The sequence below is a fragment of the Chryseobacterium candidae genome (assembly GCF_004916905.1).
GTDB classification, from domain to species: Bacteria; Bacteroidota; Bacteroidia; order Flavobacteriales; family Weeksellaceae; genus Chryseobacterium; species Chryseobacterium candidae.
Window position 1 is genome coordinate 1 of the sequence record NZ_SDLV01000004.1, and the last position, 26,303, is coordinate 26,303.

Sequence of the window (26,303 nt, forward strand, 5' to 3'; positions counted from 1 at the left end):
ATAATAACTTATTACAAAGCAAAACAAGTTTAGTTAACATAAATTTCATATTGAAACGATATTTTATCCTAATCTACTGGATAGCAAGGTGAAAAATTTTAAACAAAAATTCTCAAATCAGAATTTATATAAAGCAAGATCAGCAATATGCTTATTATAGCTAGTTTTTATAGTTTACTTTCTGTATAGATAGCGCTCAAAAATTCTGCATAGGATTTTTCCAGACCGATAATATCTCCTGATTTAAGGTTTAAGCCTCCCACCCCAGAGTGATCCGGTTTCACTTTTAAAGATGAAATCTGGAAGTAAACATTGTCATCATCAGCTTTTGGCTGAATTTTTACTGTAGAACCCAATAGTTTTCTGGTTGAAATTGTATAAACTTCTCCTGGAATAACTTTTAATTTTAAAAAAGATCTTGGAGCGACAGTGTAATCTTTACGGTTAATGCTTATTTTCTGTTCTTTTTCAGAGGAGGCAAATATATACATCTCCCCATGTTTAGCATTTAACTTTTCTTTAGGTGTGTAATATAAGGCGATTTTATAATTGGCAGCATTAAATGCCTGAGGGGTTCCATCAACATTTTCAAAAGGTTTTAATTCAAATGTATTGGCACCAATCTCTTTTGCTTTTTTATATACCAGGGAAAATACGAGTGCATCATCTTTTGAAAAACCCTGTACTTCCACCTCTCCTAAATAAATAGCATCTGCAACGGCAGCTTCTTTCCTGAAGAAGAACTTATCTGAGTTGTCATTTGTTTTTTCAACTCTGGTCATATAAACATTCTGTGCACTCCACAGCTGGATACATAATACGGAAAAGAGTATTGCAATATTCTTCATATATAATAGTATTAGTGTGAAAGAATATCAACACATTCTTCAAGACTGTTTTCCCAATGTTTGGGTTCTATTTTGTAAACGTTCTCTATTTTATCCAAAGACATGGTACTTCTTACAGGTCTTTTGGCAGGAGTTGGGTACTGTTCAGTGGTTAATGGATTTAATTTTATTGGTGATTTTGAAAATTCTGCAATTTTTTTGGCAAACTCAAACCAGTTTGTCTCCGGATAGTTTGAGAAATGGAAAATGCCATACGTTTTTTGTGGTGCTTCGATAATCTTCATAATAGCTTCTGCTAAATCGTTTGCATTGGTTGGTTGTCCAAACTGGTCAGCAACGATTCCCAACTCTTCTTTCTGAGAGAAAAGATTCAACATTGTTTTCACAAAGTTCTTATTAAACTCAGAATACAGCCATGAAGTTCTCAGGATGATTGTTTTTGGATTGATTTCCAGAGCAAGCTCTTCTCCTTCTCTTTTTGATGCTCCATATACACCTATGGGATTGGTAAAATCGTCTTCAGAATAGGGAAGATTTGTGGTGCCATCAAAAACGTAATCTGTAGAAATATGGACCAGAAAAGATTTAAAATCCGCGCACGCCTGAGCGAGGTAAGCTACTCCATCTGCATTAACAGCAAAGGCTTTTTCTTTTTCCTTTTCTGCCATATCAACTGCGGTGTATGCAGAGGCATTGATGCAATAATCAGGTTTGTTATCATAAAAGAAATCATTCACCTGCTCTTGATTGGTAACATCTAAAATAGATGAATCTGTAAATAAGAATTCATATAGATGTTCAAAATCAGGGGCAATCTTTTTTATGCAGTTTCCTAATTGTCCGTTACTACCTATTACTGCTATTTTTTTCATTTGATTATTATTAATTTTTAAATTGGACTCTTCCATAAGATGGAATTAAGAGTTTTTGGCATTCTGAGATCTTAAGAACTTCACTCTTGACTGGAAGTCTTTTTGGATAAGATCCACATAAAATTTATCAAAAATTTCTTTGATATCTTCGGGATGAACTTCAGATTTTCTTGTTTTGACATTAAAATAAATAATAGTCACCCAAAGTACGGCATGAACCGTTTTCTCATCCAGACTTTTCATTAAAATTTCGACTTTTGCCGTTCTATCCTGTACATCGATAGTCTTGCTGCTGATCACTACCTGTGTATTATATCTTACTTCTTTCAAATAGGCTATTTCATTTTGAATGGCAATCCAGGTACAGCCGGTTTTCTTGGTATATTCTTCATAGGTAAACCCATAAAACGTCTCTACATGATCTTCTCTGGCATTGAACATATACTCAAGATATTTTACATTATTCAAGTGTCCGATCGGATCACAATCACTAAACCTAACTTTGACGGTAGTTGATACTTCTTTTTCCATTCCGCAAAAATAAAAAAACCACCTCTAAAAGAGGTGGTTAGTTTTATAAATCTTTGTTAATTTGCTGAAATTATTGAATTCCCAATTCTTTCTTTACAGCTGCTGTTGCGTCTGGTCCTGCTTTATAAAGGAATGCTGTTGAGTTTGCATCCATAATATAATCATATCCGCTAGCTTTAGCAACTTTTTCTACTGCCTCATTTAGCTTTTTCTCAATAGGACCGAAAGCTACATCTTGCTTAGCCTGTAGATCTTTTTGAGCTTTTTCCTGCATTTGCTGGATTTCTTCAGCTAATTTTTTCATTTCTGCTTCTCTAGCGTTGTTTTCATCAGCTGTTTTCTTAGGAGCTTCAGTTTGGTATTGCTGATATTTAGTTTGAGCTGCGTCTGCTTTCTTCTTAATCTCAGCTTGTTTAGTATCTAAGAATGTTTTAAGATCAGCATCTGCTTTCTTTTTCTCCGGCATTGCGTTAAGAACTCCCATTACATCTAAAGTAGCAATTTTTTGAGCTTTTGCCATACCTACAGATACAACCATCATTACTGCTGCAAATAATACACTTAATTTTTTCATAACTGGTAAATAAATAATTTAATTTGTTTTTAGATTTTAAAATATAGCAAAAGTTAATTCCCTTATTATTTTTTGCCTTTACTATTTGTTTTTTCCTTCTTGTCTGTTCCTTTTAATAAAATAGACAATACTTTTTCGGTGTAATCATATTTTGACTGAAGGAAAATAACACTAATGTTATTGCTTTTATCAAGAACTATGCCCAAGCCATTTTTTTCGGACATTGTTTTAATGGCACCCCAGATCTGATCCTGAAAAGGCTGAACCAGGTTTGTTCTCAGTTTTGTAATTTCACCGTTAGCTCCAAAGCGCAAACTTGTTGTTGTTTTGATATTTTTATCAAGATCGGCAACTTCTTTTTCTCTAAGCTTAAGCTGGTCGCCTATTAATAAAACTTTTTCACTTTCAAAAGCAGCCTTTTTTCTTTCATATTCAGATTGAAGGCTTTGAAGTTCAGATTCCCAGGTATCGATCTGAGAATTTAATCTTGCTTCAGCTTCTTTGTACTGAGGTAATTTATTTAAAATTTCATTAGTATCCACTACTCCGATTTTCTGGGCATTGTTCAAGCCGAAAAGTAAGAGTAATGCGAATGTGAAAATTATTTTAAAGTGCTTCATCTTTGTAATTATAATGTTTGGTTCATCAAGAAGTGGTTTCTCCATCCGGACTTATCACCTGAAATTGTCTTATCAAGACCTAGTGCAAAGTCGAATCCGATCAATCCAAATGCCCCCATATAAACTCTTACACCAATTCCGACTGATCTTTTCAACTGGAATGGGCTGTAAGAACTCCATGAATTCCATACGTTACCACCTTCAGCGAATGTCAAAGCGTAGATTTTTGCCGTCTGGCTCATTGAGATCGGGTATCTTAGTTCTAAAGTAAATCTGTTATAGATAGTACCTCCTCCTCTTTGAGTAATATCATCAGCCTGACCTCCTTCTGTACTGGCATTTTCATATCCTCTTAAAGGAATCAATTCTCTACCGTCATATCGACCTCCGAAAAGACCTGTCCCTCCCATATAGAATCTTTCAAATGGCGGAGCACCCAACTGATTGTTATATCCATCCATGAATCCCATTTCTGCAGAAGATCTCAAGACAAGTTTTCCTATGATCTCATTGTAAACATCTGCTTTGAATTTAATCTTATAGAATTCCATCCACTTATATTTGTCAATTGGTGACATTGTGGAGTAATCTTTCTTCTTAAACAATGAGTATGGAGGAGTCAGTTTTGCTGAAAGTTCAATATTGGATCCCATTGTTGGGAAAATAGGGTCAATACCTGCTGAGTTTCTGCTCAGTCCCAGGTTGATACTGAAGTTATTGGCAGTCCCATTATTTTCTGTGGTATCTCCAAACTGAAACGGATAGTTATTGAAGTCATACTTCTGGAACTGTAAACCAGTGTAAAGTGAGAAATAATCATCAGGCCAGTTTAAGAGTCTGTTTAATCCTACTGAAGCGGAGAAGATATTTAACTTCTGAGCGGCTCCGTACTGATCTGTATATCTTACTCTTGAGTTATTCAAACTTACAGAAAGGGCTGTTGGTCTTGTACCAAATAGCCAAGGTTCTGAGAATGACACTCCGTAATTCTGGAAGTATTGTCCGGCCTGTACCTGAATAGAAAACGTTTGTCCGTCTCCCTGAGGTACCGGTTTGAAATCTTTAAACTTAAGGAAATTCTTTAACGAAAAGTTATTAAATGTTAATCCTAAAGTACCGATAAAGCTGTTCCCACCGTAACCTGCCTGTAACTGAACCTGTGAAGATCCTTTTTCTACAAGCTTCCAGTTGATATCTACGGTATTATCCACCTGATTTGGCTGAATATCCTGCCCGATTTGCTGAGGGTCAAAGAATGACATCCCTGCCAAATCGAAATAGGTTCTCTTAATTTCTGTTTTCTTGAATAGCTCTCCCGGCTTTGTTCTTAGAGCTCTAAGAATCACGTGGTCATGGGTTGTCGTATTTCCCTGCCATGTTACTTTATTCCAGGTAGCCTGTTCTCCTTCATTAATTCTTATTTCAAGGTTTACGGCATCACCAGACACTGATTTTTCAACAGGTGTTACATTAGAGAAAAGATATCCATTGTTCATATAAACAGATTTGATATCTGAATCATCTTCTTTACCTCCGTCTTCACCAACTTTTTTGTTGAAACCTACAGCATCGTAAATATCACCTTTCTTATATCCTAATAATCTTTGTAAATATTCTGTAGAGTAAACTGTATTCCCCGTGAACGTAACATCCCCGATATAATATTTTTTACCTTCATTAAGTTTTACATTGATTTCGTAGTTATTTCTTTTGTTTCTCCATACAGAATCTGAAACAATTTTAGCGTCTCTGTATCCAAGGGAGTTGTAATAACTGATAAGACTCTGCTTATCTTCCTGATATTTATCTTCAATGAATTTTGAGGACTTCAATATTCCACCGATACCGAAACGTTTTTGTTTAGTTTCTTTGAAAGCTTTATTTCTAAGTTTTCTGTCGGTTACATTTTCATTCCCTTCAAATTCAATATGGTCTATTTTAATTCTTTTACCTTTATCGACATTGATGGTCCAGTCTACTAACGCAGGATCTCCTGCATTCACTTTATCCTGAATCGTGATCTTAGCATCAGCAAAACCTTTTTTGATGTAGTCTTTAGGGACATTGGTTTTAAGGCTTGAAACTAAGTTCTGAGTAATCTTAGTTCCTGGTTTAAGGTTGTTATCCTTTGCCAGTTTTTCACTTTTAGATTTACCGATTCCTTTTCCTGAAAATTTAACTTCTCCAAGTTCTTTCAGATCCTGCAGGTAAAATTTCAGAACGATCGTCTGTCCTTCAATGCTTTGAACATAAACTTCCACTTCAGAAAAAGATTGGGTATCCCAAAGTTTTTTTACAGCATTGCTGATTTTCTGTCCCGGAATGTCTACACTTTCTCCTTTTGTAAGGCCGGTAAATCTTAAGATCTGAGCTGGTGTATATTTTTTTACCCCATCTACAACAATGTCTTTAAGTGTATAAGTTCCTGCCTCATTTTCTGCGTGTACAGCATTATTTACTTTTGTGCTGTCTTGTGGAGTTACTTGTCCATAAAAATGTGCAGAAGCAGCAAACATAATGATGGGTAATAGTCTAAACTTCATTTTATCGAGTCTTTCTTTTCTTAAAATTTTATTGGCCATTTACCTGTTCACCGGTTAAACCATATCTTCTTTCCTTGTTTTGATAATCAACAATACATTGGAAAAAAATATCTTTGGTGAAATCCGGCCACAGAACATTTAAAAACTGTAATTCTGCATAAGCAATCTGCCAAAGCAGGAAGTTGCTTATCCTTATTTCGCCGCTGGTTCTGATCAGTAAATCTACAGGAGGAAAATCTTTTGTATAAAGATAGTTTTCGAATAAACTTTCGTTTATATTTTCTATCTCTACTTTTCCTTCTTTTACATCAGAACTTATATTTTTTACGGCTTCCAGTATTTCATTTTGCGAGCCATAGCTAATAGCCAATACAAGGTTTCCTTTTGTGTTTTCTTTTGTAAGCTCTACCACACGTTCCAACTGTTCTTTTACTAATACAGGCAGTTTCTCAAGATTCCCTATAACATGCATTCTCAATCCTTTGCTGAAGATTTCTTCTGCTTCCAGCAGCAAGGTCTCTACCAACAGATTCATAAGGGTATTCACTTCTTCACTTGGACGGTTCCAGTTTTCCGAAGAGAATGTATACAGTGTTAAATAGGGGATATTAATCTCATTACATGCATTAATGGCATTTCTTACTGCATTAATGGCATTTTTGTGACCGAAAGTTCTTTCTTCGCCACGAGATTTTGCCCATCTTCCATTGCCATCCATAATGATGGCTACGTGTTTTGGTAAATTCTCAGAATTTATTTTTTCTTTAATCAACGACATATTATTCACAATAACACGGAGGTCTTCCGAACGAATATGTAAGTCCTAAACTGAATGTATTTATCCAGTCGTTGGATCTTCCATCTCCAATATTTCTCTTTTTAATAAACTCTGCTTCTCTTTCTTTAGAAACCGCATAATAATTTCCTGACTGTAATAATGAACCACCTGTAGCAGGGTCCAAAATATCAGCATTGAAAGAAGTTTTTACATCTTTGGAAAGGATCTTACTATGATCCAGCTGGTCCGTTAATGTATATCTGAACGTAGCTTCTGCAAATATAGCCCAGGTATGATTGAATTTATACTTCAAACCCACCCCAAAAGGGATATGCATTGTTACTTTTTTTCCTAATGAATAATCTGTGGTGGTTGTAAAATCCAATTCATTGACCGGAGCCTGCGCCACACCGTCAGCATCCCTTCTGAAATCATTCACAAGAGTCGCTTTAGGAGCATCAAACATCAAAGCACCAATACCTCCGAAGATGTAAGGGCTCAGCATGCTGATCTGCTCGTTATTTACTGGAAAAAAGTTATATTCAAACATTAAACTCGCCTCATACACATTATTTTTTCCGTATGAGTTTCTATTTCTTCTATAATCTTCTTTTGCCGCCTTATCACTAAACTGAATCTGGTTATATCCTAAATCCAATCTAACGGTCTGATGCGGGTTAAAATTAAATCTGTATAATAAACCACCATAAAATGGGATGCCCCAATCTGACACTCTGCTTAAATCCAACGGCTTCTGTAAAATATAATTTGTCCTTCCTACATCTCCCACTAGGTTACTCATACCTAGACGAACTCCCAATTCGTTTCTTTGTGCTTTAACACTTACCACTCCAAGGAAGGCAAGGAAGCTAAACAATAATTTTTTATTCATAAAAGAATATGGATTTATGGTTATTTTAAAATTTAATTTTTGCAAATATAAAACATTTTTATATTAATGATAATCTTAATGTTTAGTTAAAAATAAACAAAAAAACATAATTTGTTATAAAGTAAACGGCAAAGTGGCAAAAATATTCTTTTTTCCATAGAATGAAAATATTTTACACATGAAAAACCCCCATTAAATGAGGGTTTAATGCTTTATTTTTTATTGAATAATACCTGTACTTTATTTCTGATCCTTATTAGTAATGGCTCTTTATAGTTTTTATCTTCATCAAAATATCCGTAACCATAACCATATCCGTAACCGTAGCCATATCCGTAGCCCTGTTTGGTATTATAATCATTATAAACAAGTCCCAGATTATTAACTTCGTCATTGTGATACTTTTCAGTAATCATTTTCAGCATATACTTTTCTGTATATTCATGCCTTACAACATAAATATTAGCATCAGAATGCTTCATGAGCTCATATGAGTCGGCCACAAGACCTACAGGTGGTGAATCTATAATAATGAAATCATATTTTTCTTTAAGCTCTTCTATAAATCTGATATTTCTCTGGCTCATTAAAAGTTCAGACGGGTTTGGCGGAATAGGACCTGAAGTAGCAACATCAAGATTAGAGATCTTAGTTTTGTTAATAATCTGGTCAATACCTACTTCTCCTGTAAGATAATTTGATATACCATATTTATTATCAATCTTAAAGTCACCAAATATTTTCGGCTTTCTAAGATCCATTCCTAATAATATTGTTTTTTTGTCACTTAATCCTATTACAGATGCCAAATTGATAGAAATATAAGTTTTTCCTTCTCCTCCAATGGAGGATGTAATCAAAATAACTTTTCCTTTCTCACTTTCATTATCCATTAAGAATCTCATATTGGCTCTTATTCCCCTGAAGGCCTCAGATACAGATGACTTTGGCTGCTCCAGAACAGTAAGCATATTTTCATTGCTGTTATTTCCTATTACTCCAAGAAGTGGAATTTTCGTAGCGCCTAACAGCTCTTTAATATTTCTGATTTTACTATCTAATACTTCACCCACAAAGATGAACAGTAAAGGAAGCAGCAGCAATCCAGAGATAATAGCCATTTTCGCTAACTTTACATTTGGTCCGATAGCACTTTGTCCCAAGTTTTTAGCAGGGTCAATGACAGTAATATCAGATTGATTGGTAGCCATTCTCATCTTTGTATCACTCTGTCTTCCCAAAAGACTATTATAAGTAGCCTCAATCATATTATATCCTCTCTCTGCATCTAAATATCTTCTTTCTTTTTCAGGGTAAGAAGCTAAATCTGAGTTGGCTCCTGAAATATCACGATCAATTTTACTGATCTCATCATAATATCTGTTATAGTATCCTCTTAAACTGTTTGATGATCCCATCCTTGCTTCATCAATAAGCCTGTTGATTTCTCTCATTGGCTCTGATGACGGCTTATAAATAGTAGCCATTTCTGCTTTTTTAGTATATAAAGCTTTCAGTTCAGAAACTGTTGCTGAGAATACTCCATCTTCAAAACCTGCAGCATTGGTTCCAATCATTTTATCAAAATTCTGAGACTGCAGGGTGTTTTTTATATTGTTAAGTGAGTTGATTTTGCTTATGATATCTGCTTTTTTAGCCTCCAGATCTTTTATTTTTTCAAGAGATTTTTCATCTCTGTCCTTAATATTATAAAGTTTTTCTGAGGTTTTTAAATAATTCAGCACATTAGCACTTGAATCGAGCTTTTTACGGATATTATCCAGATTTTCTTTTAAAAAAATGTCTGTGTTTTTATTAACTATATTTTTATCAGCCAATCTCTTTTTTTGTAGTTCTGCAACAGATTTATTAAGGAAATTAACTGTACTATTAAGATTATATCCTGTTTTGGTAATAATCATGATTGATCTTATTTCTTTATCAAAGTCTACACCTGTGGTAGAAACAATCTCATTCACACTCTCATTTATGGACTTCAGGTTTACAATGATATTATCCAGCTTGATTTTAGAAGGAACAGGATTTCTAACCAGTCTGAATCTCAGGTTAGGTGAATTGTACCATTCATTGATTTTAATGATTTTATCAGCAGGTCTGCTATATGCGCTGATACTCTGGAAACCTTCAACTTCATAATTATATAAGTTTGTAGATTCTCCTTCCTCGGGTAAAACCACCTGATATGCTCCATCTCCTTTGGGTATCAGAGTAATAGGATAATTAATCTGTTGAAGATGTTTTTTATCAATCTGAAGAAAAACGGGTGAATCATCTTTATCCAGGTAAGTAGATTTTATCAGTCCTTTGGTAGAATAATTGACATAAAGATCCAGTTCTTTTACCAAAAATTCGTTATGTGATCTGGATAAAAGCATTTTCTTCAGATAAAGCCCATCCTGATTTCCGGTATCTCCCCAAATGAAATTGATAGATTGATTAGCCTGTGTGGGTAAAAACTCAGAGCCTTTACTGGAAGTACTTAATGACAAGTCTGATGCATAAATATTTTGTGCATAGTAATGAGTGTATCCCCATGCAATCGCATAGCCGATAAAAAACATGAATACAAACCAATACCAGTTCTTAAGAACCCTTCTTAAAAAGTGCTCTAAATCAAACAATGCAAATGATCCATACTTTTCTTTCTGAGAATTATTTTTCTCTGCAGCGTTTACTCTTTCTGGAATCATGACTAAAGATTTTTAAGAAGTAAATAAATAGACAATGCTGTAGTAATTACCGAAACTCCAGTTGTTAAAGTCTGAATAGGATCTTTTCCGAATCCATTCAAGCTTTTTGCTCTTGTATTCAGATAGATTTCATCACCATTCTGAACATAATAAAAAGGAGAGTTCATAAGATCTTCCCGGGTAAGGTCTATTTTGGCAATTTTGATTCCTTCCGGAAGTTTTCTGTGGATAACGATCTCTTTCTTATCGATCGTTCTGTTCAGCCCACCATTAATAGCTAAAGCTTCAGTAATGGTAAGAGTGTTTTTATGAGCTACTTTCTCTCCTGAAAGCCCTGTAGTTTCTACATCGCCAAGAATATAATAGGTGATACCGTCTGTATTCAAACGTACTTCAGACTTACCTTCCTGGAAATTTTCATTTACTTTTTCCTGAATTTCTTTTCTAATATCTTCTAATGTTCTCCCTTCCGCTTTTACATAGCCAATTCCAAAAACATTGATATCACCATTGGAGTCTACTTTGAGTCCGTTAAAATAAAAATTCATATTTCCTCCTCTGCTTACCCCGGAATTGCCTCCAACTCCACCTCCGCCTGCTATACCTCCGCCTGATAGAGCAGAATTTGATACACTTCCGGTTCCAATTCCTCCGGAGGAATTGTAAGAAGAGTAAAACTGTGCAGCATCTCCTTTGGGCGTTGTAACAATGTTAAGATTAAGGATATCATTTTTAGTAATCCTATATACGGGAATATTGTAGGGAACAAGACCTTCCTCATTAATTACGAGACTCTCACTTGGCTGTAAATATCTTACATCCTTTGTTGTAATACATGAGGTAACTAAAAGAGGGAATATTAAAAATAAATATTTAAAGTTTTTCATCATATATAATATTGTTTACAAAAGTAATATTTAATTGTTAATTTTTGTTATTTCTTAAACGATATAGCAAATCTGGCAAATAAGCGCCAAAAAAACCTATTGAAATAATCACCAATAATAAAAGATTGACATTAATATGTCTTAAATAATAAGCTACTCCTACAATCATCAGATAGTAAAGGATAATATAGAAAGTAGATCTCCTATGGGTAAGGTTCAATTTCAGCAATTTATGATGAATATGGTTTTTATCGGCATCAAATGGAGATTTTTTATTATAAAGCCTGATCATAATTACATTTAAAGTATCTACAATCGGAAGAATCAGAATGGCTACCGCTACTACAGGAGCAGACTGAAGGTGATATCTAGGTACATCTATCAGATTTTTATCTATAAAAATATCTATAAAACAAATAGATGTAAAAGCTAATAAAAAACCAAGGAGCATAGAGCCTGTATCTCCCATAAATATTTTGCGGGTACGGTAGTTTGATAAATTATAATACAAAAATGCCAGTACAGTTCCGATAATAACAACGGATAATATCACCAGCGGATAGTTATACTCTCCCAAACGGTAATAGCTTATTCCAAACAGAGCGCTGCAGATCACAGAATAGCCGCCTGCCAGCCCATCTATCCCGTCAATCAGATTGAATGCATTAATCAGAATAATAAATGTTACGATACTGAATATCACACTTACAAAGTACTCCAGCTCGTATACTCCAAAGATTCCGAATAAGCTTCTGATTCTGATATCAGAACCAATAACAATCAGGGAAGAAACAACAATTTGTGCAACGAGTTTTTTGTAAGCCCTCATTACTACAATATCATCCATTACGCCTACATAGAGAAGGATAATTAATGAGGCAAATAAAAATTTGTAAAGATCAAATAATTCATAGGCAAAAATAGAAGCACATATTCCTATTGAATAAAAGATGGCAATTCCACCAAGATTGGGAATTTCTCTAAGGTGCGAGCTTCTTATTCCAGGCTCATCCATAAGATTCTTTCTTCGTGAAATCTTGACGATGGTAGGAATAGAGAAAAATGTAATTAAAAACGAGAACACGAAACCTAGCCCTATTTTTATATAGAAAATAGGTATTCCCGATCCGCTTAAGAACAATTCAAAATTTTTCATTCTTTTTTTATTCAGCACTTGTATCTCCTAAATAAAAAATCACAATGCAGACTTAACTTCATTATCATCTTCTATTGACCGAAACAATAGTACTTACATTTGTGTTTACTAAATCAATTTTCTTATCAACCTTTTCTGTCCTGCAAAAAACAACAGATAAAAAATCTTTTTCTTCAAAGGCAAAGATAAAAGATAATTCTTACCAAAACGACTATACTTCAATATATCTTGAATTTTTATTTGTCTTTCCTTCATAAAAAAAACCAATTGATCCGACATACTATAAAATATTTCTTCTTTTTTCACAAAGGCCAGATAGGCCAAAAATGAGTAAACCCCTTCAAAAATCTGAAAATTTTTCAACTCTTCTTTTTTATGGGAATAGGGAGATTTACTAAATATTTGTTCCACATCACACACTGCTTTTAATATATCAAGCCCTTTTTCTGTGTGGGATTTTGTAATAGAATCAGTACGTTCAAGGTACTGATAGTGGAAATTCTGAGTCTGCGCAATGGTTTCACATTCCAGCAAAAGCTGTGGAATAAGCTGAATATCTTCAAAATGAACTCCTATTTTAAATCTTTTTTGATTAAAAAGCTCTTTTTTGAACAACTTATTACATGCAAAGTAGCTGATATCAGAAAATACTGAGAAATTTTTTTCAAGGGGTATTTTCTCAGGCATATCAGGCAGCTGTGTCAGTTTTTGGATAACCTTTCCGTTCTCATCCACTTTCTGGATATTGCAGATCACCATTTTTGTCTGATGTTTTTCTGCTAAGAGAAGCATTTCCTCAAACATGGTCTCAGTAACATAGTCATCACTGTCTACAAAACCAATATAGTCACCAGTAGATTTATCAATACCAAAGTTTCGGGCATCACTCAAGCCTCCGTTTTCTTTAGTAAAAGCTCTTATTTTTTCCGGATATTTTTGTGCAAATTCTTTAATTATTTGTTTAGAGTTATCCTTGCTTCCATCGTTCACAACAACAATTTCAATATTTTGAAGGCTCTGATTCACCAGAGAGTCAAGACATTTTGTCAAATAATTTTCGACATTATAAACAGGAACAATAATAGATACTTTTGAGGGAACATGTGTCATATGTTAAATTTTCGTCAGTCTTGCATTCAGCCAGCCTTTTTTAGCTTCATCAAAATCCTTTCTGGAGCAGGGAATACAGTTTTCTATATTTTCATCATCACCAAAATACCACAAATTACTGAAAGTATCACGCCTGAATGCATATTGTCTGTCATCTATCAAAACATAAAACATCTCATAATGCCTTTCTTTAGGATGGGAATGCTGGATATTGATCCCTTCAATCAGATACCACAACATCTGGGCTAAAAGCTGATGGTTCAGCTGGTTTTCAGAATAAATATTATAATTAAAAATCCCTACAGATTTAAGGTTTTCACTTAACCCGATTTCTTTCATATAGGCGCAAATTTCTCTTCTGTTCAAACCATTTACCTGTGGATTCATGGAAAAAGGTTCGCTAAAGCTTTCAACAGCATCACAATTTACGGTCACCAGATCTGCTTTTCTGAAGAAAGGTTCTGTTTTTTCCGTAGAATTCATCATTTCAGCCAATCTGATAATATCAAACTCTACTTCTTTGATGAGTCTTACAGAATCCATCTCATTCAAATGTTTCTGATACCCCAGATGATGATAATTTTTAATGGAAAAATTCTTCGCCCCAAAAATCTTACTTAAAAAAGTATGTTCATTAATGGTTTCTCCTTGCTGAAGAGAAATAATATTACTGATCTGGGTATAATTGATGCTTTTCTTGTGAAAATTCAATGCTGAAAATAATGAGAAAGCAAAATCATTGGAACCACCAATAATTACTGGAATGGCTCTTTTATAATGACATGCCGACAGCACTTCCTGCAAAATATAATGAGTATCCTGAACGGATTTCCCAGACACCAGATCCCCCAGATCTACAACAGGAATTTCGAAGTCCATCTGCGAAAGCTTATAAAATTCTTTTCTTACTGCTGTAAAGTCCTGTACTTCAGCATCTCCGCCTACGCCTCTATAATCTGACACAAATAAAAGAACAATACTGTCTTCCCTGATATCTTTTGTAATCCGATTTCCTATCTGCCAGCTTTCTGCTTTGAAATTTCTTGGTGAAATGATAAAGTCTTCGAAATCCATATTTTATTTTAAATTGTAATAATTGATTAATTGCTTGATGTAACAAACATACAAAAAACACAGGAACTGAGTAAGACGTGTATGTTTTTGTTCACAAAAAACCATCAACAAATTGTTGATGGTTATATACTATATATTGTTTAATAAGAATTATATCTTGTATACATATAAATTCATCATTTTAAAATATGTATAAATATCACTCATTCAATAATTTTTAACAGAATTCCAATAAATACATTTAAGATTTATATCTCTTTTTCCATTTAGTTAATGTATTTTTGCTAATTCTAAAGTATTTTGAAGTAAGACTATTATTGAGTTTATTTTCTTCTTGATAATTGATTATATAAATAATTGTTTCATCATCATAAGATCTATGTCTTTGATCAAATATTATAGAATCCGAATCTTTGCTATGAAAGATTAAGTTATCTAATCGAACAATGTCCCAAGAGAAAAGATTTTCCTTTTCTAAAAAAAAATTAAATTCTGTTTCCCGCTCTGGGCATATTTTTAAAATAATATCATGATAAATCTTCTTATAATTAGGGCTGTTTCTCATCATATTTAGTTTTCCATTTATATAATGTCGTTTTAGGTATACCATAATCATTTATAATAGAATCTACACTTTTTTCTCCTGATTTAATAAGTCCTAAAATATAATCTATGAGATTTCTAGTATAGATATTTTTTCTAAATCTTGGAAGAAATGTTTCTTTTGAAGAAGAAATCTTATTTACTGGAGGAGAATACAATATTATATGTTGAGAATACAACCTGAAAAAATCATATTTCAATAGTTTACTCCATTTTAAAAGAACGTTACATTCTAGACTTTCTCTTTCATACATTTCTTTTATTTCAGTTTCTGAACAATGAAAAAAATTACAAATACGCACTATATCCATTTCCAATTCTATAACTCTCATTTTAATATACGAACCTATATGAATTTCTTTAAAGTTAGATATTATAGTCATTTTTATAAATTTATATAAAGGCAATAAATTATAAGTAAGCTATCATGGGAATGGGATAACTTACTTATAATAGGTATAATTTATGTTTTTGGATTATTCAACAACAGTTAAAGTACCCTTTGTAATGTTGTAAACAACACTTTTTCCCCGTTAAATTGCACTATTTGGTATAAAAAACGATAGAATCTGTACGTATCAGGTATTGTTGTTCCATTTCCGGTCGCAACTCTTACAGATAAAAATAATTCTGTTACCTCCGCATTAAAATTAGTTCCACTAACAGGAGCTGTTGAAGTTCCGGATGAAGGACCTGTCCAAAATACAATATCATTGGCATCTATACCTTGCTCTACGCCATTTGCAATACTTAAACCAATAAGCTGACGACCTTCATTTACTGAATGAGCAGCTGTATTAATATGAACTACAATAGTATTACCCGATATGTTTTTAAGAATAGGTTTATAGTAAGTAGATCCCACCGATATTACATCAAACTGAAGACCATCAATTATAGGCATCGTGGCTCCATATTTAACATTAGCAGAGAAATATGCTCCACTATTATTCATTGTTGTAGAATTAGCATAATAAGTATTTGCAGAAATCCCTCCAATGGTAAGAGTAGTTCCCTGGCCAACAGTAGCATTACAGGATTTACCTCCGATATTGATTGGAAAAGTAGTTGTGATAGGGCTACTAACAGTTGGTGTTCCTGAAACAGTATAATTCAAAGTACCTGCTCCGACGTTAAAACTGCCAGCAGACAATGTTGCTGTTAAACCATTCACCGGACCAATGTTTTGGGCTGGATAATTACCTCCGTTTGCCCCTGTATAAGGAATAGATAAGATTCCTGTATAAGCTGTTCCAGAAGTATATGTACTAGGTGTTAAACTAACATCAGAACAACTTATAGAGCCAAGTGTACCAATAGCTGTAGATGAGTTACTTATTTGTCTCCATTCGCTTCCATTCCAATACAAATATCCAACCGCTGTAAGTCCTCCAGCACCTGTATTATACACTATTAAGCCAACAGCAGGAGAAAGTATTGTTGTTTGATCTGTGTTTGAATTTAAAGCAACACGAGGTAACAGGGCTCCTTTATTAGAAGCACTTATATCTATTTTTGCACTGCTGTCCGGAGCAATAGTTCCTATCCCAACACTTCCTGAGGAAGTTACTACAAAATCATTAGCTTGTTGTACAGCTGATGGAACTCCAGCTGATGGATTATCTTTTGCACCATCGACATTGAAAACACCTTGTGGATTAACTGTATTAATCCCAACCTGAGCATGCGCTTTACCAAAAAGAAAGAGTAAAGTGATAGGTAATATTATTTTTTTCATAACATAATTTTCAGCAAATTTCAAAAAAACTGAAAAAATGCAGTGCAAAAAAACATACTTATTAATACTTAATTTACTACTCATATCTACTTTAAAGCTTTAATCATCAATATTGAAAGTATTTATAATAAATAAATTTGTATCTACATCAGAAGGGATATTAAGTTTCTTTCGTATTCTATATTTTTTATTCTCAACAGACCTAACCGTCGACTTTGTTACCTGGGCAATTTCTTTGGTCCTTAATCCCAGCTTTATTAAAGCACAAATTTCTAATTCGGGAGCAATAATCTGAGGGTTAATTTTTAAAATACTATTGAAGAAATTGGGAAATGAAGAGCTGAACGAACTGATAAATAATGGATTATTATTTACTGCCATATCATACAAATCCCTAGATAATATTTGCTTATTTTCTTTAAGGCGTTTATTTAGACCTTCTGTTTCTACAATATATCTTATAATGATTTTTTCTTTTCGATGTATAAAATAAACAGCAACAAGAGTACAGAAAACAACTTCCAATGTTTTATAAAACCTTATATAATGCTGTTCAGTAAATGATAAATTTTGATGCAAATTTGGAAGTAAAGAATAGTTGGTATAGTAATTTATTAAGAAAAATACTATAAAAGAAACTATTAATGTTATTATGGCAATCTTGTCTTTCCTATAATTAAAAAAAAAGCTCATGGCTGTAGTCAAAGAAATATACGACAAGTAGTTCATAGCATCTTTTCCTGCAATTATGTCACAGTAAAATGTCAATAAACCTAAAATATAAAATGTTAGGAATACTAATATTTTATTAAATCTAATACTGTTTGGCAAAAATAATGTTAGGAACATTATAAATATGAGTATTAGAAAGACTATTACATACGTGTAATCTTTAAGAAAGAAATAATTCAGAATACAATTGGAAATGAAAATTATGATAAGAACAAACGTATAGATATTAAAAAGAAAATTCTTTTCATCTTCCACTTCTTTATCCATATTAGCATATGAAAGACTACCATTAAGCATATTTAATTATAATTTAAAGTTTAATAACAATATTAATAAAAACCACCTAAATTCATCCTTTAATTATTGTAAATATAATCAAATCTCCCAAAATGTATTCTAGAAAAACACCTGTTCCGATAAGTTTATTACCTAAATTGAAAACACGTTTAATAATTAAATCAAGAAAGATTTCCGGAACAGTAATTGATATACATTGTGCTGTTACAATAAGATAACCAGCTGTTCTGTTGACAGGGCTAACATCTAACTCCACAATTGATAAACAACAATCTGCCTGACTGTCTTCGCGTGACCCTTTTGTCTCTTCTAATGTTTGTGAGATAACCTCTTCGCTAAAATTAAATTCTGACATGATTTTATAGTTTTGTTTTTCTTACTCGTGTGGTTTTTCAAAATACGCCTCCCATTTAAAGAGTTTATGAACTGTACTTTCTGTAATACCACCATCTAGAAATAAATGGTTGAGGCACTAAAAAAAAGGGTTTACAAGTATATCTTTCATTTACAGGCATATATTCGAAAATAAGTAAAAATAACTATTTATAAATAATAATTCTCTATAATAGGAATTTTCCATCTATTACCGTTATTAATTTTTATATTTTTCTGAAGTGATTCTCAATAAAAAAGTTAAGAACACATAACTTTACATAATATCTGATATTCTAAAAATAGAAAAGCACAGACAAAAATCTGTGCTTTTCTATTTTATTAGAGCTTGTTTATTTCTTCTTAGTCGCCGGTCTTTTTACAGCTGTTGTTTTCTTTGCTGTAGTGGATTTTTTAGCTACAGGTTTTTTCTTTTCTGCAAAAGCTTTAGGATCCTGATCTGTAATCCATTTTTTAACCTCATCTAAAGAAAGTTCTTTTAATTCTTCTGCATCATATTTTGTATCGTCTGCTTTCTTCGGAATTTTGAACATAGCTTTTCCGAACTTGATGAAAGGCCCCCATCTTCCGTTTTCAATGGAAATCTTTTCTTTTTCCCATTGCTGGATATATCGGTTGGCTTCTTTCTCCAATTTAGCATCAATCAGTTCATTGATATCACTTTGTGAAAGATTTTCAAAATCATATCTTTTAGGCACATTCACGAAAATATCTTTGTACTTGATAAACGGTCCGAATCTTCCAGATCCTTTTGTTACCGGTTCTCCTTTATACGTAGCAATCGGAGCATCAGCAATCTTCTTTTCATTGATGATTTCCTCGGCACGTTTCTGATCTACAGAAAGCGGATCTTCACCTTTTGGAATACTGATATATGTTTCGCCCCATTTTACATAAGGTCCAAATCTACCAACACCTACAGAAACAGGCTGTCCGTCAACTTCATTTAAATCGAAAGGCAACTTGAACAACTCCAGTGCTTCTTCAAAAGTAATCGTTGCAATATTCTGCCCTGTCATTAATGAAGCAAAGATTGGTTTTTCTTCATCATCAGTTTCCCCAATCTGGATCATTGCTCCAAATCTTCCGATTCTTGCATGAACATTTTTACCGGTCTTTGGATCTACACCTAGCAATCTGTCTCCGGTTGCACGGTCTGCATTTTCTTCAACATCTTCAATTCTTGGATGGAATTTTGAATAGAAATTGGTCATCATTTCTTTCCATTTCTGATCACCGCTTGCAATTTCGTCAAAGCTTTCTTCTACTCTTGCTGTGAAGCCGTAGTCAAGGATTTCTCTGAAATTATCTGTTAAGAAATCATTTACCACTTCACCGATGTCTGTAGGAACGAATTTATTTTTATCCCCACCGAATTTCTCTTCAAGAACTACTTTTTTGATCTTATCTTTTGCTAAAGACATTTTGATCACTTCACGGGTCTGCGGCTCGATTTCTCTTTTATCTACGTACTCTCTGTTCTGAATCGTCTGAATTGTGGGAGCGTAAGTAGAGGGTCTACCAATCCCCAATTCTTCAAGTTTTCTCACCAATCCGGCTTCAGTATATCTTGCACTTGGTCTTGTAAACTTTTCAGTAGCCGTAATGGTTTTATAGTTTAAGACTTCTCCCACACTTACTTTCGGCAACAACTTATCATTGTTTTCCTCATCCTCCTCTTCAGTCTTCACAATTCCGTAAGCTTTCAGGAAACCGTCGAATATGATCACTTCTCCCTGTGCTTCAAAGTGATGCGGCAATGATGCATTTCCTATTTCAATCACTGTCTTTTCAATTTTGGCATTAGCCATCTGAGAAGCCAGTGTTCTTCTGTAAATTAATTGATACAATCTGTTTAATTGTGCATCAGCTACGGTTTTTACTCCAAAATCTGTAGGACGGATGGCTTCGTGAGCCTCCTGTGCTGAAGCTGATTTTGTAGTATAGTTTCTTGGAGAAGAATATTCTGCTCCGTATTCTGATATGATTTGTTTTTTAGCTCCTTCAATAGCTTCCTGGGAAAGGTTTACGGAGTCTGTTCTCATATAGGTAATAAACCCTTCTTCGTACAGTCTCTGTGCCAGACGCATGGTATTGGTTACATTATATCCAAGCCTTGATGAAGCTTCCTGCTGTAATGTAGAGGTTGTAAACGGAGCCGAAGCTGAACGTGTACCTGGCTTGGTTTCCACATTCAGAACTTTAAATTCTGTAGTTTTTGCCTGCTCCAGGAATTTTTCTGCTTCTTCTTCTTTTTCGAAATCTTTTTTCAGTTTGGCAGCAATTTCCTGCTCTGTTTTATTTAAAAAGATCCCATCAAGTTTAAAGCTTGCTTTTGGCGTAAACTCACGGATTTCTTTTTCTCTTTCAACAATTAACCTAACTGCTACAGACTGAACTCTACCTGCAGACAGCCCCGGTTTTACTTTTTTCCATAAAACGGGTGACATTTCAAAACCTACGATTCTGTCCAGCACTCTTCTCGCCTGCTGTGCATTCACTAAATTCTGATCAATATCTCTTGGATTGTCGATTGCTTTTAGAATGGCGTTTTTGGTAATCTCGTGGAAAACAATTCTTTTTCTGTTTTCAGGCTTCAGTTTCAATTCATCCGCAAGATGCCATGCAATAGCTTCTCCTTCGCGGTCCTCATCGGAAGCAAGCCATACCATATCGGCTTTTTTTACGGCGGCCTTCAATTCGGTTACTAATTTCTTTTTGTCTGCTGAAACTTCGTAATCAGGACTAAATGTGGCAAGGTCTATCCCCATTCCTTTTTTAGGAAGATCACGGATGTGTCCGAAACTGGATTTCACTTCAAAATCCTTTCCTAGATATTTTTGAATAGTTTTTGCTTTTGCCGGGGACTCTACGATTACTAAATTTTTCGACATTCTAACTAAAAATTTTTGCAAAAGTAAAGCTTTTTTATTATATACTTTTTGTTAAACGGGTTTAATTTATCAATCAGGGTAGTTTATACTCTCTTTCATCGCAAGTTCTTTAAAGAAACAAATCCTTTACAGCATAGGTTTTAGACTGTTATACAATGACCAATATTGATTGGTATAGAATTTTTCATCAGACATAATAGATGTAAGAAATATCCTGCTCTATAAAAAAAGCAGAAAAAGAAACCTTATTCTGCTTTTCATACTTTATTTGTAAGATCTATTGTTTTATAATTTTCACAATTGCTTCTGAATTATTTATTCTTATTAAATAAACTCCGGCAGTTAAATAGGAAAGATCTGTCTGGTTGTTAATAAAATGTCCCGATTGTACAAATTGTCCCAAGGCATTAAAAATCTCAAAACTGTATTCTTTATCTTCCGCAGCCCTGATGTAAAGAATATTGGAAAAAGGGCTAGGATATAGAGAAATTTTGTTTTGAACTACCTTAGGTTTCTCATTTACTTTCATCAATTTAGCACTCTTAGAACTATTAGATATAACCTTAATTCCTGATGCGGGACCTTCTTCATTACCATTGGCATCATATTCTATTTTCACACATCGGCATCCCGTTCCGAAGTACGGATCATTATTATCATGAAATACTATTATCCTATTGGTTGTAGAGGCTGCATCAAACAGCACATTAATAGATCTTCCAATGTAATTTGAATTTAAAGCGGCAGTCCATACAGCCGGATACTGAAAGTTGAGCACATTAAATGTTCCCTGTGCAGTCTGATTGGCCATCACACTTCTGAATCCTCTTGATCCGGAATCCGGATAGCTTCCTATGGGATATACCGAGTTATTAAAGATATACCCTACTGTAGCATTGGCTAAATTTCTCACCCTTATTCCTGAATAATCAGTGGCAATACTGTATGATGTTGCTACATTTTTATCTTTTTTATACCATGGTGTCTGTCCGAAATCAGCTCCTGAAACCAGAGCAACACTCGTCAGATCCGGGACTCTCCATCCTTCAGGACAAGGATCAAAAGGAGATTTCTTACCTCCTCTTCCCCATCTGTCAGGAGCTAAATTAGGTTCTTGTGCCAGCCAGTCTGTACCGTTGGTGTAATTAGGTGTTGTACTGTTGTAAGGGGCAAAAGTACTTGGGATCATGTATACCAGAGGATTCTTCACAGAGTAGGACAGGATCTTGGAGATTCTTTCTGCCGGCTTATCGGTTACCTGTACATTTGATGCTGACGCATAAGTGTTATAAGGTACTATATAATTTCCTGAAAGATCATTATAGTCAGACTGATCAAGTGTACTATACGAAACAGCTCCTTTGGGAGCAGGAGTTCCAAGAAACACATTATAAAAACTTCTGTTATCCGCATACTGGAATGGAGGAATAGGGTCTTTCCTTCCCCATTGATAATGCAACCCTGTAGAGGCACGTATTTTTAACAGTTCATCAGCAGTGGGTGCCTGAGGATTAGCTACGTTTGGAAAAACATCTGTTGCCCCTAGATTACGATCCATAAAAACAGTCTGTAATGCAACATCAGCTTTGTTAACATAGTTTACATAATTTGTAACTGCCGCAGGAGTTTCTGTAGTATAAGTATAAGATTCTACCGGAGAATCCGTCACCCAGATATGCCAGCTCCAATAGACCGGTGAAGATATACTGCCATTATGCAATGTTACAACAGCATTTCCGCTTTGATCGGGAGCAATTTCTACAGATATTTTAGAATTACCAATATCCTGTAGTGATGAAGGTGAGGGATTGATCATTGAAATTCTACTGATAAGAGCGGTATTGGTAGTCCATAGCACATTGGTTTTTAAATTATTAAAATTGGAGGGATTTAATATTTCAATATTATCCAGCAACTGGCTTTGTACGGAGAACGCTTTACTGACCGGAATTTCAATAGTGGTACCTGTTTCGCTTTTAACAACCTGGTAAGTATTCGGGTTATTGAAACCTTCTTTGTATTCTGTAGCTGCAGGGAGATATTCTGTTGGAAAATCATAATCATTAATAGTGTATAGCGGATCTTTTATACATCTGCAGCCATTTGCATCTGAAGTATACATTCCGGACATAGGAAAGTAATAATAACGTCCTTTAATATCAGGATAGTTAGGATCCGGAATATCAGGCTGTCCTTTATCCGGAATCATGGAAAGTCCTCTTACGGTAACAGCAGGAGAAGCATCGAACAATCGGGCCAAAGTAGATGTCCACAATGCAATATGATGCTGATCACTATATTGTCCTAAATGAGCACCTCTGATAAGCTGTCCGTTTCCGGGAAAGACCCCCATATTATATCCACCGACCGCTGAAAGATCAAAGCCAAGATTAGGATAAATTCTAAATCCAGCCATGAAAGACGGAACTCCCGTATCAGTAGGCTTTATGATATGATATTTATTGGTTTCAAAAACATTTTTCGCCATATTGGTTTTCACTCCGAAAGGCGAAAAGTCTATTCTGATATCATCCACATAAGAGGGAGAAGCCAGATTTGCAACCAGCATAGAAGGTATACGCCATCCATTGGGACAGGGATCATAAGGGGATTTATCTCTGTAAGGCTTTGTTTTATTATCGGTATTGTAAACGGTTTCAATTTTCCCCTGTGCATTATCAGACCAAAGATTGAGCTCTGAAAGCCTGTTACTGGGTAAAGTTGTTGATTTACCAAACCAATTAACAGGAAGATTGAGGTTATTATTGTAGTAAGCCTGACCTGAGTTATCATCTTTATTAACATAAATAAGACTCAATGGATTTTTTACAGAAAGTCTTATATTATTGGTTATCTCCGCGGCGGAAAGCAGAACAAATTTCCTCAGATCATCAATACTTACAGCATTGGTCATATTTTTTGCTCCCCTATGCCTTACTCTGCCTATGGATCCTGAAGCTTCATAGAAATCATTCCCTCTTGTTACCAAGGGTGGAATGGGATCTTTTCTTCCCCACTGGTAAAGAAGTCCAATGCTCCTATTCCAGTCTGATGATGTGATAGAACTTGTGACGGCACCCAGATTTCTATCCATCCATTTCCAGTCGGAGTCCGGGATAACTTCTGTTGTGCCATCCGACTTCATTCTTTTAATATTATTGAAACTTCTATAGGTAGCTCCATTGGTAGGATCATCCGTTACCCAGATATGCCAACTCCAGTAAATCTCTCCGTTTACCTTGAGAGCTACCACCGCATTTCCTTTTTTTGCCTTATTGACAGGCACTTTTATCTTGGCATCCTGACCCGCTCCTGTTATTTCAAGAGTGTAATTTACCCCGGATTTTATAAGTCCATGAACATCTTCCCACAAAACATCTGCAGTTACCGTCCCAGCCGGAATACCGGTCCCGTTAAGATATCCGCCTCCTTCCCACATAGCATAGGCTTTTTTTACAGGAATCAATAATCCTTCATTGTTCTGACTGGGATCAAAGATATAACTGTTAGGTGCTTTTTTCCAATCCGGAAGAAATAATGGGATTAGTTCATACAGTGGCTTATTCAATGAGTCCTTATTCGCAGTAAGCCATATTGTTCTTATATGTCTTACTGAGTGAAGATCTTCTTTGATATTACCTTTGGAACTGATTCCAAATAATATCAGGCAGATGACTGCCGCTAATTTTCCAGCTAACCTTTTCATACCTTAGGGTTTTAGTGTCTTTAATGAATGCAATTTTTAAGCCTGATTCAATAAAAAGTGATTTATTATATAAATAAAAACATCATATTTAAATTATGTTATTAATAACACAAAACAAACCCAGTAAACAAAGTAAATAACAAGAAGTCTTTAAACAAAAAAAGACAGCCTTAAGCTGCCTTAATATTTTAATCTACAAAATTCTATGGAAGAATATGATTTTGATAACGGTCAATAGAAAATCGTCCGGCTGTAATATTATTAAATATAGAGAAGATAACAAAATTAAAGACAACAAGTGCAATAATAAATGCATATATCATATTTTTAATCCTTCCGGAAACAACATACATTGCATTCGGAATAATAATATACGAAAACCCAATAAATGCTCCTGCAAGTCTGGATGAGAAGATGGGGTTATTTCTGAAAATAAAATAAAGACAAATACCAACTACGGCATAGTTCCTATGGTATTCATAGTAGGGATACAGCTCTTTCATCTTGGTATCAAAAACAAAAAGGAAGAAAGTAAGGATAGCCATCATTACCTCCGGGATCCCAATTCCTCCGTTAAGTCGTTGTACCGTTTCATCCATATACCCGTTGAATCCTTCTACAAGCGTACTGTTAGAGGCCATACCATCTAATAAACCACCAAAGCTTCTGTATATTTCAAATGGAGATAAAAAGACAGAACCTACAATCATAATCAACATCACTGTTCTATTTAACGGAACGCGAGCCAGCCAGTACATCGGCAGAAATAAATAACAAACACTATGTATACCCGATCCTATAAAAATAAAAAACAGATAATGCCAGAGTTTTCGTTCTTTAATATACCGTATTGCAAAATAAACGATAAAAGTACCCAGGTTTTGTCTGATCTGCCCACTTTCCCCGATAAAGAAGTTGGGAATAAACATGAAAAGGGTAAAAGTAAAGGGATAAAAAGTATTATCTTCTGTATATTCTACTTTAAAGATCATCGCAAAAATAGCAATAACCAGTGTTAACATATAAAAAGGCGCATCAAAAAAGTTGAGAAGTACTTTATTAATCAAAGTATATAGCCATTCTACATCCAAAGTTTCCGTGCCTTCCATATGGAGCATCTTCATAAAGATACTGTAGTAGCTTTTGGTATCAGAGTAAATATAAATTCCCTTGTAACTTCCGTAATCCGGACCTACATGGTCTCTGAGACCAACAATAATAATAAAATAAACAGCAAGAAACCAAAACCACTTTTTATCAACCTTCTTCCCATACACTTCCTGAATACTGAAGAACAGCATGTAGACGATTGCAATTATATAATATGGATGTAGTAAACTCATG

The 26,303-nt window shown here is 34.4% G+C and carries 21 protein-coding genes; all 21 read right to left on the minus strand.

Translation table 11 applies throughout. The features are described 5' to 3' along the window. Nucleotides 1-167: 167 nt before the first annotated feature. Nucleotides 168-848, minus strand: a complete 681-nt coding sequence (locus EK417_RS02555; protein ID WP_076595517.1) for a hypothetical protein — start codon at nt 846-848, stop codon at nt 168-170. An 11-nt stretch (nt 849-859) separates the two neighbouring features. Further along, entirely contained in the window at nt 860-1,756 is an 897-nt protein-coding gene (gene rfbD / locus EK417_RS02560) for a dTDP-4-dehydrorhamnose reductase (RefSeq protein WP_438830147.1), read from the minus strand. Between the two features lie 9 nt (nt 1,757-1,765). Beyond that, nucleotides 1,766-2,251, minus strand: coding sequence for an acyl-CoA thioesterase (locus EK417_RS02565; RefSeq protein WP_076595515.1), 486 nt, complete (start codon nt 2,249-2,251; stop codon nt 1,766-1,768). A 70-nt stretch (nt 2,252-2,321) separates the two neighbouring features. Beyond that, nucleotides 2,322-2,825, minus strand: a complete 504-nt coding sequence (locus EK417_RS02570) for an OmpH/Skp family outer membrane protein (protein WP_076595514.1) — start codon at nt 2,823-2,825, stop codon at nt 2,322-2,324. 65 nt (nt 2,826-2,890) lie between these two features. Next, nucleotides 2,891-3,445, minus strand: a complete 555-nt coding sequence (locus EK417_RS02575; RefSeq protein WP_076595529.1) for an OmpH/Skp family outer membrane protein — start codon at nt 3,443-3,445, stop codon at nt 2,891-2,893. An 8-nt stretch (nt 3,446-3,453) separates the two neighbouring features. Further along, on the minus strand, nt 3,454-5,988 hold the full coding sequence (bamA, locus tag EK417_RS02580) for an outer membrane protein assembly factor BamA (RefSeq protein WP_076595528.1): 2,535 nt from the start codon (nt 5,986-5,988) through the stop codon (nt 3,454-3,456). Between the two features lie 28 nt (nt 5,989-6,016). Next, nucleotides 6,017-6,766, minus strand: a complete 750-nt coding sequence (gene uppS, locus EK417_RS02585; protein WP_076595513.1) for an undecaprenyl pyrophosphate synthase — start codon at nt 6,764-6,766, stop codon at nt 6,017-6,019. Between the two features lies 1 nt (nt 6,767). Further along, a complete protein-coding gene (locus EK417_RS02590) occupies nt 6,768-7,658 on the minus strand; it encodes a DUF6089 family protein (protein ID WP_076595512.1) in 891 nt (296 codons plus the stop codon). A gap of 212 nt (nt 7,659-7,870) precedes the next feature. Next, complete coding sequence (locus EK417_RS02595) at nt 7,871-10,369, minus strand: exopolysaccharide transport family protein (RefSeq protein ID WP_136521248.1); 2,499 nt, start codon at nt 10,367-10,369, stop codon at nt 7,871-7,873. A gap of 2 nt (nt 10,370-10,371) precedes the next feature. After that, nucleotides 10,372-11,259, minus strand: a complete 888-nt coding sequence (locus EK417_RS02600) for a polysaccharide biosynthesis/export family protein (protein ID WP_076595510.1) — start codon at nt 11,257-11,259, stop codon at nt 10,372-10,374. A gap of 34 nt (nt 11,260-11,293) precedes the next feature. Beyond that, a complete protein-coding gene (locus EK417_RS02605) occupies nt 11,294-12,412 on the minus strand; it encodes a glycosyltransferase family 4 protein (RefSeq protein ID WP_076595509.1) in 1,119 nt (372 codons plus the stop codon). A 108-nt stretch (nt 12,413-12,520) separates the two neighbouring features. Beyond that, nucleotides 12,521-13,522: a glycosyltransferase family 2 protein gene (locus tag EK417_RS02610; protein ID WP_136521249.1), complete on the minus strand. Its 1,002-nt coding sequence runs from the start codon at nt 13,520-13,522 to the stop codon at nt 12,521-12,523. Nucleotides 13,523-13,525: 3 nt separating this feature from the next. Next, nucleotides 13,526-14,596: a formimidoylglutamase gene (locus EK417_RS02615; RefSeq protein ID WP_076595507.1), complete on the minus strand. Its 1,071-nt coding sequence runs from the start codon at nt 14,594-14,596 to the stop codon at nt 13,526-13,528. A 241-nt stretch (nt 14,597-14,837) separates the two neighbouring features. Further along, nucleotides 14,838-15,164, minus strand: a complete 327-nt coding sequence (locus EK417_RS02620) for a hypothetical protein (protein WP_083688800.1) — start codon at nt 15,162-15,164, stop codon at nt 14,838-14,840. Continuing rightward, the gene (locus EK417_RS02625) at nt 15,145-15,582 is read right to left on the minus strand and encodes a transposase (protein ID WP_076595506.1); all 438 of its coding nucleotides are present in this window, start codon (nt 15,580-15,582) and stop codon (nt 15,145-15,147) included. Before EK417_RS02625 ends, EK417_RS02620 begins: the two co-directional genes overlap by 20 nt. Nucleotides 15,583-15,689: 107 nt before the next feature. After that, complete coding sequence (locus tag EK417_RS02630; protein WP_136521250.1) at nt 15,690-17,021, minus strand: phage tail-like protein; 1,332 nt, start codon at nt 17,019-17,021, stop codon at nt 15,690-15,692. 15 nt (nt 17,022-17,036) lie between these two features. Beyond that, nucleotides 17,037-17,666 (minus strand): helix-turn-helix transcriptional regulator, encoded by a 630-nt coding sequence (locus EK417_RS02635; protein WP_168801919.1) that lies wholly within the window; start codon nt 17,664-17,666, stop codon nt 17,037-17,039. Nucleotides 17,667-18,018: 352 nt separating this feature from the next. Next, nucleotides 18,019-18,321 carry a hypothetical protein gene (locus tag EK417_RS02640; RefSeq protein WP_076595503.1) on the minus strand — a complete coding sequence of 101 codons (303 nt, stop codon included), beginning with the start codon at nt 18,319-18,321 and terminating at the stop codon, nt 18,019-18,021. Between the two features lie 370 nt (nt 18,322-18,691). After that, nucleotides 18,692-21,253, minus strand: a complete 2,562-nt coding sequence (gene topA, locus EK417_RS02645; RefSeq protein WP_136521251.1) for a type I DNA topoisomerase — start codon at nt 21,251-21,253, stop codon at nt 18,692-18,694. A 277-nt stretch (nt 21,254-21,530) separates the two neighbouring features. After that, on the minus strand, nt 21,531-24,959 hold the full coding sequence (locus tag EK417_RS02650) for a T9SS type A sorting domain-containing protein (protein WP_136521252.1): 3,429 nt from the start codon (nt 24,957-24,959) through the stop codon (nt 21,531-21,533). Nucleotides 24,960-25,162: 203 nt separating this feature from the next. After that, a complete protein-coding gene (locus EK417_RS02655; RefSeq protein WP_228457879.1) occupies nt 25,163-26,302 on the minus strand; it encodes an EpsG family protein in 1,140 nt (379 codons plus the stop codon). Nucleotide 26,303 lies beyond the last annotated feature (1 nt).

Bases quoted from the DNA above. Each gene is read 5' to 3' on its own strand.
- EK417_RS02555 (WP_076595517.1), bottom strand. From the start codon at position 848: ATGAAGAATATTGCAATACTCTTTTCCGTATTATGTATCCAGCTGTGG.
- rfbD (WP_438830147.1), bottom strand. From the start codon at position 1,756: ATGGAAGAGTCCAATTTAAAAATTAATAATAATCAAATGAAAAAAATA.
- EK417_RS02565 (WP_076595515.1), bottom strand. From the start codon at position 2,251: ATGGAAAAAGAAGTATCAACTACCGTCAAAGTTAGGTTTAGTGATTGT.
- EK417_RS02570 (WP_076595514.1), bottom strand. From the start codon at position 2,825: ATGAAAAAATTAAGTGTATTATTTGCAGCAGTAATGATGGTTGTATCT.
- EK417_RS02575 (WP_076595529.1), bottom strand. From the start codon at position 3,445: ATGAAGCACTTTAAAATAATTTTCACATTCGCATTACTCTTACTTTTC.
- bamA (WP_076595528.1), bottom strand. From the start codon at position 5,988: ATGAAGTTTAGACTATTACCCATCATTATGTTTGCTGCTTCTGCACAT.
- uppS (WP_076595513.1), bottom strand. From the start codon at position 6,766: ATGTCGTTGATTAAAGAAAAAATAAATTCTGAGAATTTACCAAAACAC.
- EK417_RS02590 (WP_076595512.1), bottom strand. From the start codon at position 7,658: ATGAATAAAAAATTATTGTTTAGCTTCCTTGCCTTCCTTGGAGTGGTA.
- EK417_RS02595 (WP_136521248.1), bottom strand. From the start codon at position 10,369: ATGATTCCAGAAAGAGTAAACGCTGCAGAGAAAAATAATTCTCAGAAA.
- EK417_RS02600 (WP_076595510.1), bottom strand. From the start codon at position 11,259: ATGATGAAAAACTTTAAATATTTATTTTTAATATTCCCTCTTTTAGTT.
- EK417_RS02605 (WP_076595509.1), bottom strand. From the start codon at position 12,412: ATGAAAAATTTTGAATTGTTCTTAAGCGGATCGGGAATACCTATTTTC.
- EK417_RS02610 (WP_136521249.1), bottom strand. From the start codon at position 13,522: ATGACACATGTTCCCTCAAAAGTATCTATTATTGTTCCTGTTTATAAT.
- EK417_RS02615 (WP_076595507.1), bottom strand. From the start codon at position 14,596: ATGGATTTCGAAGACTTTATCATTTCACCAAGAAATTTCAAAGCAGAA.
- EK417_RS02620 (WP_083688800.1), bottom strand. From the start codon at position 15,164: ATGATGAGAAACAGCCCTAATTATAAGAAGATTTATCATGATATTATT.
- EK417_RS02625 (WP_076595506.1), bottom strand. From the start codon at position 15,582: ATGACTATAATATCTAACTTTAAAGAAATTCATATAGGTTCGTATATT.
- EK417_RS02630 (WP_136521250.1), bottom strand. From the start codon at position 17,021: ATGAGTAGTAAATTAAGTATTAATAAGTATGTTTTTTTGCACTGCATT.
- EK417_RS02635 (WP_168801919.1), bottom strand. From the start codon at position 17,666: ATGAACTACTTGTCGTATATTTCTTTGACTACAGCCATGAGCTTTTTT.
- EK417_RS02640 (WP_076595503.1), bottom strand. From the start codon at position 18,321: ATGTCAGAATTTAATTTTAGCGAAGAGGTTATCTCACAAACATTAGAA.
- topA (WP_136521251.1), bottom strand. From the start codon at position 21,253: ATGTCGAAAAATTTAGTAATCGTAGAGTCCCCGGCAAAAGCAAAAACT.
- EK417_RS02650 (WP_136521252.1), bottom strand. From the start codon at position 24,959: ATGAAAAGGTTAGCTGGAAAATTAGCGGCAGTCATCTGCCTGATATTA.
- EK417_RS02655 (WP_228457879.1), bottom strand. From the start codon at position 26,302: ATGAGTTTACTACATCCATATTATATAATTGCAATCGTCTACATGCTG.